Raw genomic sequence first — 13,323 nt, forward strand, 5'->3', positions numbered from 1 at the left:
CTCAGAGCACCGCGGCGCCGGCCTCTTCCTCGCGGATCGAGCGCAGCACCTGGCGCTGCAGTTCGATGAACTCGGCGCTGCCGGCCATCTCCTCGCGGCGCGGGCGCGGCAGGCCCACGTCGAAGGTGGTCTTGATCCGCCCCGGGCCCAGGCCCATGACCACGATGCGGTCGGACAGGTAGACCGCCTCCTCGACGTCGTGGGTGACGAACATCACCGTCAGCCGGTGCGTCTCCCAGATACGCGTGAGCAGCTCCTGCATCTGGTGGCGGGTCATGGCGTCCAGGGCGCCGAAGGGCTCGTCCATCAGCAGGATCTTCGGCCGGTAGGACAGCGCCCGGGCGATCGCCACGCGCTGCTTCATGCCGCCGGACAGCTCCGTGGGATAGGCGTCGGCGAACTTCTCCAGCTTCACCAGCTGCAGGTGCTCGGCGGCGATCTCGCGGCACTCGGCGCGGGAGCGGCCGGCGGCCTTGAGGGCGAACTCGACGTTCTGCCGAGCGGTCAGCCAGGGCAGCAGGGTGTAGGCCTGGAACACCACGCCGCGGTCCAGGCCGGGGCCGGCGATGGGCACGCCGTCGACCTTGACGCTGCCGCTGTCGAAGTCCTCGAGCCCCGCAGCGATGGACAGCAGGGTGCTCTTGCCGCAGCCGGAGGTGCCGACGATGGAGACGAACTCGTTGTCCGCCAGGGTCAGGTCGATGTTGCGCAGCACCTCGCGGCGCTCTCTGCCGACCGCGAAGCTCTTGTTCAGGCCGGAAATCTCCAGGGTCGCCATCAGCCGCGCCTCCGGTTGTAGCGGAACAGGACGCGCTCGGCGGCGCGCATGGCCTGGTCGGTGACCAGCCCCAGCAGGCCGAGCAGCAGGATGTAGCCGATGATGGTGTCGGTCTGGAAGAAGCGCTGCGACACCACGATGCGGTAGCCCAGGCCCGAGGTGGCGGCCACCAGCTCGGCCAGCACCAGCCAGGTCCAGGCCCAGCCGAGGCTGATGCGCAGGGCGTCCCAGATGCCCGGCAGGGCGCTGGGCAGGACGATCTTCAGGAGGATGCGCCGGTCGGGCATGCCCAGGGTCCGGCCGAGGCCGACGAAGTCCGGCGGCACGCGCTTGATGGCGTCCATCACCATCAGCACCTGCTGGAAGAAGGTGCCGATCCAGATGATGAGGAATTTCTGGAAGTCGCTGGTGCCGGCCCAGAGGATGCTCAGCGGCACGAAGGCCACCACCGGCATGTAGCGCACGAAGTCCACCAGCGGCTCGGTGGCGGCCTTCCAGAAGCCGTAGCAGCCGGCGAACACGCCGATGACGATGGACATCGCCGAGGAAATCGCGAAGGCCACCAGGATGCGGTAGACGCTGACCTTCAGGTCGGCCCACAGGGTGCCGTCGGCGGCCAGCCTGAGCATGCGCGCCCAGACGTCGCCGGGCGCCGGCAGGAAGATCTTCGGCACCGCGCCGCTGGCGCCGGCCGCCCACCAGGCCAGGGCCAGCAGGACGAATACGCCGCCGCCGATCAGCAGCAGGTGGGTGCGCGCCGGCGGCTTGCCGATGACGAACAGCGGGGAGGATTTACGGGCGTTCATGCGAGGCTCGGGGTAACGGGGAAAGCGCGCCGGCCCGGAGCCGGCGCGCGGGGTGCGTCAGAGCGCCTCGGCGAAGCGCGCGTCGACGGCCTGTTCCGGGGTCACCGGCTGCTGGATGATGCCGGCTTCGCTGGCGGCCTTCTGGATGTGCGCGAAGGAGTCCTTGACGAAGGCGCCCTTCAGCTCGGTCTTGTTCTCGCCCAGGGAATAGAAGCGCACGCCGTCGAAGGCGCTCTGCAGCTCCGCCGGCTCGGCGCCGACGCCCTTGGCGATGGCCGCGCGGCCTTCGGCGGTGTGGGCCTGGTAGTGCTTCAGGCCGGCTTCCCAGCTCTTGAGCAGGGCCAGCACCTGGCCGGGGCGCTGCTTGAGCACCTCGTCGCGGACCACGAACACGTCACTGATGATGCCCGGGTCGTCCGAGCCCTTGTACAGCAGGTTCACTTTCGGGTTCTGCTGCCTGGCGGCGCTCAGGTAGGGCTCGTAGGTCACCGCCGCCGGCACTTGGCCTGCGATCAGCGCGGAACCGGCGTTGGCCGCCGGCATCGGCACCGGCTGCACGTCGGCCAGGCTCAGGCCGGCCTTGCGCAGGGCGCTGTGCAGGAGGATGTCGCTGGTGGTGCCCTCTTCATAGGCGACCTGCTTGCCCTTGAGGTCCTTCAGCGTCTTGATCGAGGGGTCGACGATCAGCGCGTCGGCGCTGGTGCTCTGGTCCAGCAGCAGGACGATCTTCACCGGCAGGCCGGCGGCGACCATGGCCATGGCGGTGTGGGTGGCGAGGTTGCCGCCGTCGATCTGGCCGCTGGCCAGGGCGGCGTTCATGTCCTTGTCTTCGGTGAAGTTGACCAGTTCGACCTTGTCCAGGCCGTTGGCCTTGAAGGCCCCGGCCTGCTCGGCGACGTACCACTGGCCGTAGCCCAGCCAGGGCTGCATGCCCATCTTGAAGGTGCCGGCCTCGGGCTTGAGGTCGGCCTTGGGCTCGGCGGCCTGGGCGGCGCCGCCCAGCAGGACGGCGCAGCAGGTGGCCGCGACGAGGCGGCGCAGCGTGGATGCGATGGGCGCTTGCATGGTGTCTCCCCGGTCTTTTTCTGTGGTGGTACGACGGGGGAGCGGTGGCCCGCACCCGCCGTGGGCGGGCACAGGCTCACACGAAACCGCGCGGATGCAAAGCCTGGATGCGTCGCTGCGGGCCCGCAGGCTCAGGGCTCGAGGTCGTCCCCGTCCTTGAACTGGTCCTTGATGTAGGTGATCTCGGTCTTGCCGTGGGGCGCCGGCAGGCCGTCCGGGCCCATGTTGACGAAGACCATCTTGTCGATGGTGAGGATGCTCTTGCGGGTGATCTTGTTGCGCACGTGGCAGGTCAGGGTGATCGAGGTGCGGCCGAAGTCGGTGGCGGTGATGCCCATCTCGATAATGTCGCCGGTGCGCGCCGAGCTGACGAAGTTGATCTCGGAGATGAACTTGGTGACCACGCGCTGGTTGCCCAGCTGGACGATGGCGTAGATGGCCGCCTCTTCGTCGATCCACTTCAACAGGCTGCCGCCGAACAGCGAGCCGTTGGGGTTGAGGTCTTCGGGTTTTACCCATTTGCGGGTGTGGAAATTCATGGGAACTCCTTGCTGGTTGCGCCTCGTGAGCGCGATGCCTTGTCGGCAAGTTGACGGGTCGAGCCCCGCCGGCTGCGCAATTATCGCGCGGATCGCCGCTGCGCGTCCTGCCTGGAGTCAGCCCAGGCCGGCCTCCTCGCGGTAGATGCGCGCCTGTTCCACCAGCCAGTCGCGGAAGGCGCGGACGATGGCGGACTCCACCTTGCGCTCGGGAATCATCAGGTAATAGGCATGCTCGCTCAAATAGGCATGTTGCATCGCCACGATCAGCCGGCCCTCGGCCAGTTCGCGCTGGATCAGCATCGGCGGGATCAGCGCCACGCCCATGCCCTGCTCGGCCGCCTGGGCGAGCATGGAGAACAGCTCGTAGCGGGTGCCGCTCATGTCGTGGGCGACGCTCATGCCCAGGGAGCCGAACCACTGGCGCCAGGCGTAGGGCCGGGTGGTCTGCTGCATCAGCGGCAGCGCGGCGATCTCTTCGGCGCCGAGGCTGGCGCGGCCTTCGAGCAGCTCGGGGCTGCACACCGGCACCGGGTTCTCGCGCATGAGGAAGTGCTTCACCGTGCCGGACCAGGCGCCGTCGCCGAAGTACAGCGCGCAGTCGAAATCGGTGTCGGCGAAGAGGAAGGGCCGGGTGCGGTTGGTCAGGTTCACCGTGACTTCCGGGTACAGCCCCTTGAAGGCCTTGAGCCGCGGCAACAGCCACTGGGTGGCGAAGGTCGGCACCACCGCCAGCTCGATGCTGCCGCCGCCCTGCTGGCCCATCACCGCCAGGGTGTCGCGCTCCACTGCGTCCAGCCGCGCGGCGATGCGCCGGCTGTAGCCCAGCCCCGCCTCGGTGAGCTTGACGCCGCGCCGCGAACGGCGGAACAGTTCGACGCCGAGGAACGCCTCCAGCCCGGCGATCTGCCGGCAGATAGCGCTCTGCGTCAGCGACAGTTCCTCGGCAGCCTTGGTGAAGCTCTCGTGGCGCGCCGCCGACTCGAAGCTGACCAGCGCCGCGGTGGTGGGGATCTTGCGCCGCATCGAATGCCTCTTGGGAATCTCGTGATCCGCGAAGCCCGGGAAACAGGGCATTCAAACATTCGTTTCATGGGGCCCGGGCGATCACGGAGTGAGAAAATAGCACAACAGCGTGCGAATTAGTCGGTTGCCGCACCGGTCGGCGGCTGACTAGGATCGACCGCACTGCGTCCGCCTAAACTGGTCGGACACCCTGTCACTGCCCCGAGGTAACCCGATGGCCACCAAAGCAAGCTTCAACTGGGAAGACCCGCTGCTGCTGGATCAGCAACTCACCGAAGAAGAGCGCATGGTTCGCGACAGCGCCCAGCAGTTCGCCCAGGACAAGCTGGCCCCGCGCGTGCTGGAGGCCTTCCGCCATGAGCAGACCGACCCGGCGATCTTCCGCGAGATGGGCGAGACCGGCCTGCTCGGCGCGACCATCCCCGCCGAGTACGGCGGCAGCGGCCTGAACTACGTGTGCTACGGCCTGATCGCCCGCGAGGTCGAGCGCGTCGACTCCGGCTACCGCTCGATGATGAGCGTGCAGTCGTCCCTGGTCATGGTGCCGATCTACGAGTTCGGCAACGAAGCCACCAAGCAGAAGTACCTGCCGAAACTGGCCAGCGGCGAATACATCGGCTGCTTCGGCCTTACCGAGCCGAACCACGGCTCCGACCCGGGCTCGATGATCACCCGCGCGAAGAAGGTCGACGGCGGCTACCGCCTGTCCGGCGCCAAGATGTGGATCACCAACAGCCCGATCGCCGACGTCTTCGTGGTCTGGGCCAAGGACGACGAAGGCCAGATCCGCGGCTTCGTCCTGGAGAAAGGCTGGGAAGGCCTGTCCGCCCCGGCGATCCACGGCAAGGTCGGCCTGCGCGCCTCCATCACCGGCGAGATCGTGATGGACAACGTGTTCGTCCCCGAAGAGAACGCCTTCCCCGAAGTGCGCGGCCTGCGCGGCCCGTTCACCTGCCTGAACTCGGCGCGCTACGGCATCTCCTGGGGCGCCCTGGGCGCGGCCGAGGCCTGCTGGCACACCGCCCGCCAGTACACCCTGGACCGCAAGCAGTTCGGCCGCCCGCTGGCCGCCAACCAGCTGATCCAGAAGAAACTGGCCGACATGCAGACCGAAATTACCCTCGCCCTGCAAGGCTGCCTGCGCCTGGGCCGGATGAAGGACGAAGGCACCGCCGCGGTGGAAATCACCTCGATCATGAAGCGCAACAGCTGCGGCAAGGCCCTGGACATCGCCCGCATGGCCCGCGACATGCTCGGCGGCAACGGCATCTCCGACGAGTTCGGCGTGGCCCGCCACCTGGTCAACCTGGAAGTGGTGAACACCTATGAAGGTACCCACGACGTCCACGCGCTGATCCTCGGCCGCGCCCAGACTGGCATCCAGGCTTTCTTCTAAGACGAGCCATAAGCTGGAAGCCCGAAGCTGGAAGCCTCTCCGGCGCGGGCTTCCGGCTTCAAGCTTCCCGCTTCCAGCTCCTCTGCGAGGTCATCCATGTCCGGCGCCCTGTCCCATATCCGCGTTCTCGACCTTTCCCGTGTCCTGGCCGGCCCCTGGGCCGGGCAGATCCTCGCCGACCTCGGCGCCGAAGTGATCAAGATCGAACGCCCCGGCAGCGGCGACGACACCCGCGCCTGGGGCCCGCCGTTCCTCAAGGACGCCGAGGGCCGCGACACCAGCGAGGCGGCCTACTACCTGTCGGCCAACCGCAACAAGAAATCCCTCACCATCGATTTCACCCGGCCCGAGGGCCAGCGCCTGGTGCGCGAGCTGGCGGCCAAGGCCGACATCGTGCTGGAGAACTTCAAGGTCGGCGGGCTGAAGAGCTACGGGCTGGACTACGAGTCGCTCAAGCAGCTCAACCCGAAGCTGATCTACTGCTCCATCACCGGCTTCGGCCAGACCGGCCCCTACGCCAAGCGCGCCGGCTACGACTTCATGATCCAGGGCCTGGGCGGCCTGATGAGCATCACCGGGCGCTCCGACAGCGAAGAAGGCGCCGGCCCGGTGAAAGTCGGCGTGGCGCTGACCGACATCCTCACCGGCCTGTATTCGTCCACCGCCATCCTCGCCGCCCTCGCCCACCGCGACGTCAGCGGCATCGGCCAGCACATCGACATGGCCCTGCTCGACGTGCAGGTGGCCTGCCTGGCCAACCAGACGCTGAACTACCTGACCACCGGCATTCCGCCGCGCCGGCTGGGCAACGCCCACCCGAACATCGTGCCCTACCAGGACTTCCCCACCGCCGACGGCGACATGATCCTCACGGTCGGCAACGACGGGCAGTTCCGCAAATTCTGCGAACTGGCCGGGCACCCGGAATGGGCCGACGACGAACGCTTCGCCAGCAACAAGGCGCGGGTCGCCCACCGCGACGTGCTGATCCCGCTGATCCGCCAAGCCACGGTGATGCGCACCACGGCCGAATGGATCGCCGCGCTGGAGCAGGCCGGCGTGCCTTGCGGGCCGATCAACGACCTGGCCCAGGTGTTCGCCGACCCGCAGGTGATCGCCCGCGGCCTACGCGTGGACCTGCCGCACCCGCTGGCCGGGACCGTGCCCCAGGTGGCCAGCCCGATCCGCCTGTCGCAGACCCCCGTCGAGTACCGCAACGCCCCGCCGACCCTCGGCCAGCACACCGAGCAGATCCTCGAAAGCGTGCTCGGCCTGGACGCCGCCGCCATCGGCAAGCTGCGCGAGCAGGGCGTGATCTGAGTTCGGCGCGGGGCCCGCGCCAGGGTATTCACGGCCCCTGGCGCGGGCGCCGCCCGGCGGACGACGGAAAACCTTTGGCTTGCCGCCCGGCATCGCTATAATCCGCAGGCTTCACCGGCCGGCTCCGCTCCGGCCGTTCCCGCCACCCGTTCCGAGGGGCGCTGCAGCAAGCCAAGGCTTGTCAGGCTCGGACGGGGCGCGTCCCGGTCGGCGTCCGCCGGCCGTTAACGCATCAACGGCGCCCATTCGCAGACAACGAATGGAGAGTTACGCATGAGCGCTGTCATGACGCCTGCCGGTTTCACCGACTATAAAGTCGCCGACATTTCCCTGGCCGCCTGGGGCCGCCGCGAGCTGATCATCGCCGAGTCCGAGATGCCGGCACTGATGGGCCTGCGCCGCAAGTACGCCGCCAGCCAGCCGCTCAAGGGCGCCAAGATCCTCGGCTGCATCCACATGACCATCCAGACCGGCGTGCTCATCGAGACCCTGGTCGCCCTCGGCGCCGAAGTGCGCTGGTCCAGCTGCAACATCTTCTCCACCCAGGACCAGGCCGCCGCCGCCATCGCCGCCGCCGGCATTCCGGTGTTCGCCTGGAAGGGCGAGACCGAGCAGGAATACGAGTGGTGCATCGAGCAGACCATCCTCAAGGACGGCCAGCCGTGGGACGCCAACATGGTGCTGGACGACGGCGGTGACCTGACCGAGATCCTGCACAAGAAATACCCGGCGATGCTGGAGAAGATCCACGGCATCACCGAAGAGACCACCACCGGCGTGCACCGCCTGCTCGACATGCTCAAGGCCGGCACCCTGAAAGTCCCGGCGATCAACGTCAACGACTCGGTGACCAAGAGCAAGAACGACAACAAGTACGGCTGCCGCCACAGCCTCAACGACGCCATCAAGCGCGGCACCGACCACCTGCTGTCGGGCAAGCAGGCGCTGGTGATCGGCTACGGCGACGTGGGCAAGGGCTCGGCGCAGTCGCTGCGCCAGGAAGGCATGATCGTCAAGGTCTCGGAAGTCGACCCGATCTGCGCCATGCAGGCCTGCATGGACGGCTTCGAAGTCGTCTCGCCGTACAAGAACGGCCTGAATGACGGCACCGAGGCCAGCGTCGATGCCGCCCTGCTGGGCAAGATCGACCTGATCGTCACCACCACCGGCAACGTCAACGTCTGCGACGCCGGCATGCTCAAGGCCCTGAAGAAGCGCGCCGTGGTCTGCAACATCGGCCACTTCGACAACGAGATCGACACCGCCTTCATGCGCAAGACCTGGGCCTGGGAAGAGGTCAAGCCGCAGGTGCACAAGATCCACCGCACCGGCAAGGACGGCTTCGATCCGCACAACGACGACTACCTGATCCTGCTCGCCGAGGGCCGCCTGGTGAACCTGGGCAACGCCACCGGCCACCCGAGCCGCATCATGGACGGTTCCTTCGCCAACCAGGTGCTGGCGCAGATCCACCTGTTCGAGCGCAAGTTCGCCGACCAGCCGGCCGCCGAGAAGGCCAAGCGCCTGAGCGTCGAAGTGCTGCCGAAGAAGCTCGACGAGGAAGTCGCCCTGGAGATGGTCCGCGGCTTCGGCGGCGTGGTCACCCAACTGACGCCGAAACAGGCCGAGTACATTGGCGTGACCGTCGAAGGTCCGTTCAAGCCCGATACTTACCGCTACTAAGCCGGAAGCTGGAAGCTGGAAGCTGGAAGCCCTGGCGGCTCCGCTTCCAGCTTCAGGCTTCAAGCTTCAAGCTTGGAAAAAGCCATGTCCCAAGATCGCCGCTTCAGCTTCGAGTTCTTCCCCGCCAAGACCGAAGCCGGGCATGAAAAACTGCTGGCCACCGCGCGCCAGCTGGCCGGCTACAAGCCGGACTTCTTCTCCTGCACCTACGGCGCCGGCGGCTCCACCCGCGACCGCACCCTGGTCACCGTCCTGCAGCTGGACGGCGAGGTGAACGTCCCCACCGCGCCGCACCTGTCCTGCGTCGGCGACACCAAGGCCGAACTGCGCGCCCTGCTCGCCCACTACAAGGACGCCGGCATCCGCCGCATCGTCGCCCTGCGCGGCGACCTGCCCTCGGGCATGGGTATGGCCAGCGGCGAGCTGCGCTATGCCAACGAGCTGGTGGAGTTCATCCGCGCCGAGACCGGCGACCACTTCCACATCGAGGTCGCTGCCTACCCGGAAGTACATCCGCAGGCACGCAATTCCGAGCACGATCTGGCCAATTTCGTACGCAAGGTCAAGGCCGGTGCTGACAGTGCAATCACGCAGTATTTCTTCAACGCCGACAGCTATTTCCACTTCGTCGAGCGTGCACAGAAGTTGGGCGTCGACATCCCGATCGTCCCGGGCATCATGCCGATCACCAACTACTCCAAGCTGGCGCGTTTCTCGGACGCCTGTGGCGCCGAAATCCCCCGCTGGATCCGCAAGCAGCTGGAAGCCTATGGCGACGACATCGCCAGCATCCAATCCTTCGGCGAGCAGGTGATCACCGAGATGTGCGAACGTCTGCTGGACGGCGGCGCCCCCGGGCTGCATTTCTACACGCTGAACCAGGCCGACCCCAGCCTGGCACTGTGGAAAAACCTGAAGCTGCCCCGCTAGCGCAACGGCGTTCCGCCGCCCGCCACGGGCGGCGGTTCACCGACCAGGACGCTAGAGGTTGCACATGGCATGGCACATGCCCCCTCTCTGATCTACCTCGTGTACGGTCGCCAGACCTACCATCAGGAAGCCCTGTTCAGCATCGCCAGCGCCATCGCCCGGGCACGGGAAACGCCGCAGCTGCGCCTGGACATCCAGGTCGTCACCGATGACGGCGCCCCCTACGCCGGGCTGCCGGTGCGGGTGCGCCACATCGACGCAGGCACCCTGGCCGGCTGGTACGGGCCCCACGGCTATCACTTCCGCGCCAAGCACGTGGCCCTGCGCCAGGCGCTCGACGAACTGCCCGCCGCCGTGCTGATCGACACCGACACCTTCTTCCGCGTATCGCCGGCCCGGCTGTTCGCCCAGGTGCGGCCCGGCGCCCTGCTGTGCAACGCCGTGCGGCACCGGCTTGGCGACTCGCAGGCGCCCGTCTATCGCCAACTGATCGAGCCCCTGAAGGCCCGCGGGCTGGCCGACGAACGGACGCCGCTGATCAATTCCGGGGTGATCGGACTGACCCGCGAAGACGCCCTCGTACTCGACCGTTCGTTGGAATTGATGGATGACCTCTACCCAATTGCCCGCGCAGCCTATAATCTTGAAGAGTTCGTTCTGGCGATTGCGGCCTACAGACAACTGGAACCGGTCGGCTGTACCGACCTCATCCACCATTATTGGAGCCGCAAGCAGTTGTTCCGGGCGAAAGCCCAGGCCTGGCTGCACAAGCACCGAACGTCCCTTCTCAGCCCCCTGGCTCTCGACGACACCCTGCTGGTGACCGACCGCCTGCCGCGTCCACCACGTGCCGCGCGCCTGCTGTACAAGCTGAGAACACTGCCGTTGCCGGTCCCGATGCGCCAGTTCAGCCTGGAGCTGTTCTACGGGTGCCACGACTACGACAACGAGTTCGACCGGGCCTGCGGCCCCGTCTGGTGGGAAAAGGCCGCGACCAATGTCATCGCACGCCATCCCGACCAGCCGGTGCAAGAGCAGCTCGGTGAATGGCTGAACCACAAGGTGTTGCGCCATCTCCTCGGCCCAAGGCTCAAGGAGATACGCCAGCACCTACGCCAGCAGGACCTGCTCTGAACGGCAGGCCGGCGCTGGCAGCGCCTCTGCCCTTCCGGGGCCGGGCGCAAACCCCAGGCCGGCGGCCCTTGCCGCCGGCCCCCGGAGGAGCCCGCGAGGGCCCCTGCCAGTAGCTCGGCCATGGGTGCATACGCAGCGCCCCGCGCCGTCCCTCTTCCCGCCACGGGAACGAGGGTACAGAGGAGTTCGAAGAACTTGGTGACTTCACATTCGCCGGCCAGCCGCCGGCTCATATAGGAATACCCCGCATGTCCTTTTCCTCCCTCGGTCTCTCCGAGGCGCTGGCCCGCGCAGTAGAGGCGGCGGGCTACAGCCAGCCCACCCCTGTCCAGGAGCGGGCGATTCCCGCCGTATTGCAAGGTCGCGACCTGATGGTCGCAGCCCAGACCGGCACCGGCAAGACCGGTGGCTTCGCCCTTCCGGTGCTCGAGCGGCTGTTCCCCGAAGGCCACCCCGACCGTGAACACCGCCACGGCCCGCGCCAGGCGCGCGTGCTGGTGCTGACGCCGACCCGCGAACTGGCCGCCCAGGTCCACGACAGCTTCAAGGTCTACGCCCGCGACCTGCCCCTGAAGAGCGCCTGCATCTTCGGCGGCGTCGGCATGAATCCCCAGGTCCAGGCCATGTCCAAGGGCGTCGACGTGCTGGTGGCCTGCCCCGGCCGCCTGCTCGACCTGATCGGCCAGGGCAGCGTCGACCTCTCCCGCGTGGAAATCCTGGTCCTCGACGAAGCCGACCGCATGCTCGACATGGGCTTCATCCACGACGTCAAGAAGGTCCTCGCCAAGCTGCCGCCCAAGCGCCAGAACCTGCTGTTCTCGGCGACCTTCTCGAAAGACATCACCGACCTCGCCAACAAGCTGCTGCACAACCCCGAGCGCATCGAGGTCACCCCGCCGAACACCACCGTCGAGCGCATCGAACAGCGCGTGTTCCGCATCCCCTCGGTACAGAAGCGCGCCCTGCTGGCGCACCTGGTGACCGTAGGCGCCTGGGAGCAGGTGCTGGTCTTCACCCGCACCAAGCACGGCGCCAACCGCCTCGCCGAATACCTGAGCAAACACGGCCTGCCGGCCGCCGCGATCCACGGCAACAAGAGCCAGAACGCGCGCACCAAGGCCCTGGCCGACTTCAAGACCAACGACGTGCGCATCCTGGTGGCCACCGACATCGCCGCCCGTGGCCTGGACATCGACCAGTTGCCCCACGTGGTCAACTACGAGCTGCCCAACGTCGAGGAAGACTACGTCCACCGCATCGGCCGCACCGGCCGTGCCGGGCGCAGCGGCGAGGCCATCTCGCTGGTGGCCCCGGACGAAGAGAAGCTGCTCAAGGCCATCGAGCGCCTGACCAGGCAGCAGATTCCCGCCGGCGACACCCAGGGCTTCGACCCCGAGGCTGTGCTGCCGGAAGTGGCCCTGCCCGAGCCCAAGGAACAGCCCCAGCGCCAGCCGCGCAAGGACAAGGCCAAGCGCGAGCGCAAGCCCAGGGACAAGGAGCCGCAGCAGGCGCAACCCGCCGCCGAGGCAGCCCATGCCGAAGCGGGCGCCGAGCAGGGCGACAAGCCGGCCGGCAAGCGCCGCCGTCGTGGCGGCCGCGGCAAGAAGAAGGGCGAGGCCCAGGGCGACCAGCAGCCGGGCCAGCAGGCCCAGCGCGGCGACGGCCAGGCCAAGCAGCCCAGGCCACCCAAGCCGGCCGCGCAGAGCAACGACCGCGACCCCGAAGAATTCCTCGACGACGACTACGACAACTTCGGCAACCGCGCCGACTACGTCAGCCCCTTCCCGGACAAGGACGTGCAACGCGGCCAGCGCCGTCGCGGCGGCCAGCCCCAGGGCCAGGCGTCCCAAGGCCAGCGTGCCCGCGGCCAGGGCCAGGCTCAGGGCCAAGGCCAGAAGCAGGGCAAACCGGGCCAGAAAGGCACCGGCCAGGGCGGCCAGGGCGCCCGCGGCAAGAACGCCAGCGGCCAGGCCCGCGGCGGCCAGGGCGGCAACGCCCAGGGCAAGCAGCGCGCCGCCCGCAAGCGCGGCGGCAAGGGCCAACCCTCGCTGATGAGCGATGCGCCGCTGCGCGAGCCGAGCGAGTACGGCGCCGCCAAGCCGACCCGCCAGCCGGTGGTGATCAACAAGCGCGACCTGGTCCGCGGCGACCGCTTCCCCACCGCCGAGCAACTGGAAGAACTGGAACCGCGCCGCGACAAGGGCGAACGCCCGGCGCTGCTGACGCGCAACCGTTGAGTGTCAGTTGCTGAAGAAACCGCCTCTCGGGGCGGTTTTTTCTTGCCGACGGAAAAGGCCGCACCGCAGTGCTTTCGTAGGATGGGTCGAGCTTGCGAAACCCATGCGGTCATGGTGATGGGTATCGCTTCGCTCCACCCATCCTACGGAGCTGTAGGAGCGAGCTTGCTTGCGAATGGTGTTCGCGGCAGGCATTTGCTAAGAGCACCCTCTCCCCAGCCCTCTCCCTGAAGGGAGAGGGAGCTTGTCCGTGCCGAGAAAGGTTTTGGCGCCAACCGGAAACTTCGTAGCAGCCGGCTAACGCCGAAATACCCGAGCACACCGAACGGCCCCTCTCCCTTCAGGGAGAGGGGGCTTGTCCGTACCGAGAGAGGTCTTGGCGTCAATCGGAAACTTCGTAGCAGCCGGC

The 13,323-nt window shown here is 67.6% G+C and carries 11 protein-coding genes and 1 riboswitch; of the genes, 6 read left to right on the forward strand and 5 right to left on the reverse strand.

The annotated features are described in order from the left end of the window. Position 1: 1 nt before the first annotated feature. From QSJ95_RS18170 to QSJ95_RS18190, 5 genes are all read right to left on the reverse strand, one after another. Positions 2-778, reverse strand: a complete 777-nt coding sequence (locus QSJ95_RS18170) for an ABC transporter ATP-binding protein (RefSeq protein WP_043313159.1) — start codon at positions 776-778, stop codon at positions 2-4. Further along, complete coding sequence (locus QSJ95_RS18175; RefSeq protein WP_285644324.1) at positions 778-1,584, reverse strand: ABC transporter permease; 807 nt, start codon at positions 1,582-1,584, stop codon at positions 778-780. The genes QSJ95_RS18170 and QSJ95_RS18175 overlap by 1 nt, the downstream gene beginning before the upstream one ends. 57 nt (positions 1,585-1,641) lie before the next feature. Then, complete coding sequence (locus tag QSJ95_RS18180; RefSeq protein ID WP_285644327.1) at positions 1,642-2,649, reverse strand: ABC transporter substrate-binding protein; 1,008 nt, start codon at positions 2,647-2,649, stop codon at positions 1,642-1,644. A 131-nt stretch (positions 2,650-2,780) separates the two neighbouring features. Further along, the gene (locus QSJ95_RS18185) at positions 2,781-3,188 is read right to left on the reverse strand and encodes an acyl-CoA thioesterase (RefSeq protein ID WP_009613689.1); all 408 of its coding nucleotides are present in this window, start codon (positions 3,186-3,188) and stop codon (positions 2,781-2,783) included. A 117-nt stretch (positions 3,189-3,305) separates the two neighbouring features. Beyond that, positions 3,306-4,214 (reverse strand): LysR family transcriptional regulator, encoded by a 909-nt coding sequence (locus tag QSJ95_RS18190; protein WP_009613691.1) that lies wholly within the window; start codon positions 4,212-4,214, stop codon positions 3,306-3,308. A gap of 214 nt (positions 4,215-4,428) precedes the next feature. Here QSJ95_RS18190 and QSJ95_RS18195 point away from each other — a divergent pair, with 214 nt between their 5' ends. From QSJ95_RS18195 to rhlE2, 6 genes are all read left to right on the forward strand, one after another. Continuing rightward, a complete protein-coding gene (locus QSJ95_RS18195; RefSeq protein WP_009613692.1) occupies positions 4,429-5,610 on the forward strand; it encodes an acyl-CoA dehydrogenase in 1,182 nt (393 codons plus the stop codon). Positions 5,611-5,706: 96 nt separating this feature from the next. Further along, positions 5,707-6,930 (forward strand): CaiB/BaiF CoA transferase family protein, encoded by a 1,224-nt coding sequence (locus QSJ95_RS18200; protein ID WP_285644333.1) that lies wholly within the window; start codon positions 5,707-5,709, stop codon positions 6,928-6,930. A gap of 147 nt (positions 6,931-7,077) precedes the next feature. Then, positions 7,078-7,181: riboswitch (S-adenosyl-L-homocysteine riboswitch) on the forward strand. Positions 7,182-7,203: 22 nt separating this feature from the next. Then, a complete protein-coding gene (gene ahcY, locus QSJ95_RS18205) occupies positions 7,204-8,613 on the forward strand; it encodes an adenosylhomocysteinase (RefSeq protein ID WP_043313154.1) in 1,410 nt (469 codons plus the stop codon). Between the two features lie 84 nt (positions 8,614-8,697). Next, positions 8,698-9,543, forward strand: coding sequence for a methylenetetrahydrofolate reductase [NAD(P)H] (gene metF / locus QSJ95_RS18210; protein ID WP_043313153.1), 846 nt, complete (start codon positions 8,698-8,700; stop codon positions 9,541-9,543). A gap of 69 nt (positions 9,544-9,612) precedes the next feature. Next, positions 9,613-10,677, forward strand: coding sequence for a hypothetical protein (locus tag QSJ95_RS18215; protein WP_285644339.1), 1,065 nt, complete (start codon positions 9,613-9,615; stop codon positions 10,675-10,677). A gap of 248 nt (positions 10,678-10,925) precedes the next feature. Beyond that, positions 10,926-12,914, forward strand: a complete 1,989-nt coding sequence (gene rhlE2, locus QSJ95_RS18220) for an RNA helicase RhlE2 (protein WP_285644341.1) — start codon at positions 10,926-10,928, stop codon at positions 12,912-12,914. The last annotated feature ends 409 nt before the right edge of the window (positions 12,915-13,323 follow it).

Source organism: Pseudomonas sp. NBRC 100443 (genome assembly GCF_030268185.1).
GTDB classification, from domain to species: Bacteria; Pseudomonadota; Gammaproteobacteria; order Pseudomonadales; family Pseudomonadaceae; genus Pseudomonas; species Pseudomonas citronellolis.

What these genes read in the sequence shown, in the direction of transcription:
- QSJ95_RS18185 (WP_009613689.1), bottom strand. Translation starts at nt 3,188, where the DNA reads ATGAATTTCCACACCCGCAAATGGGTAAAACCCGAAGACCTCAACCCC.
- metF (WP_043313153.1), top strand. Translation starts at nt 8,698, where the DNA reads ATGTCCCAAGATCGCCGCTTCAGCTTCGAGTTCTTCCCCGCCAAGACC.
- QSJ95_RS18195 (WP_009613692.1), top strand. Translation starts at nt 4,429, where the DNA reads ATGGCCACCAAAGCAAGCTTCAACTGGGAAGACCCGCTGCTGCTGGAT.
- QSJ95_RS18170 (WP_043313159.1), bottom strand. Translation starts at nt 778, where the DNA reads ATGGCGACCCTGGAGATTTCCGGCCTGAACAAGAGCTTCGCGGTCGGC.
- QSJ95_RS18215 (WP_285644339.1), top strand. Translation starts at nt 9,613, where the DNA reads ATGGCACATGCCCCCTCTCTGATCTACCTCGTGTACGGTCGCCAGACC.
- QSJ95_RS18190 (WP_009613691.1), bottom strand. Translation starts at nt 4,214, where the DNA reads ATGCGGCGCAAGATCCCCACCACCGCGGCGCTGGTCAGCTTCGAGTCG.
- ahcY (WP_043313154.1), top strand. Translation starts at nt 7,204, where the DNA reads ATGAGCGCTGTCATGACGCCTGCCGGTTTCACCGACTATAAAGTCGCC.
- QSJ95_RS18175 (WP_285644324.1), bottom strand. Translation starts at nt 1,584, where the DNA reads ATGAACGCCCGTAAATCCTCCCCGCTGTTCGTCATCGGCAAGCCGCCG.
- rhlE2 (WP_285644341.1), top strand. Translation starts at nt 10,926, where the DNA reads ATGTCCTTTTCCTCCCTCGGTCTCTCCGAGGCGCTGGCCCGCGCAGTA.
- QSJ95_RS18180 (WP_285644327.1), bottom strand. Translation starts at nt 2,649, where the DNA reads ATGCAAGCGCCCATCGCATCCACGCTGCGCCGCCTCGTCGCGGCCACC.
- QSJ95_RS18200 (WP_285644333.1), top strand. Translation starts at nt 5,707, where the DNA reads ATGTCCGGCGCCCTGTCCCATATCCGCGTTCTCGACCTTTCCCGTGTC.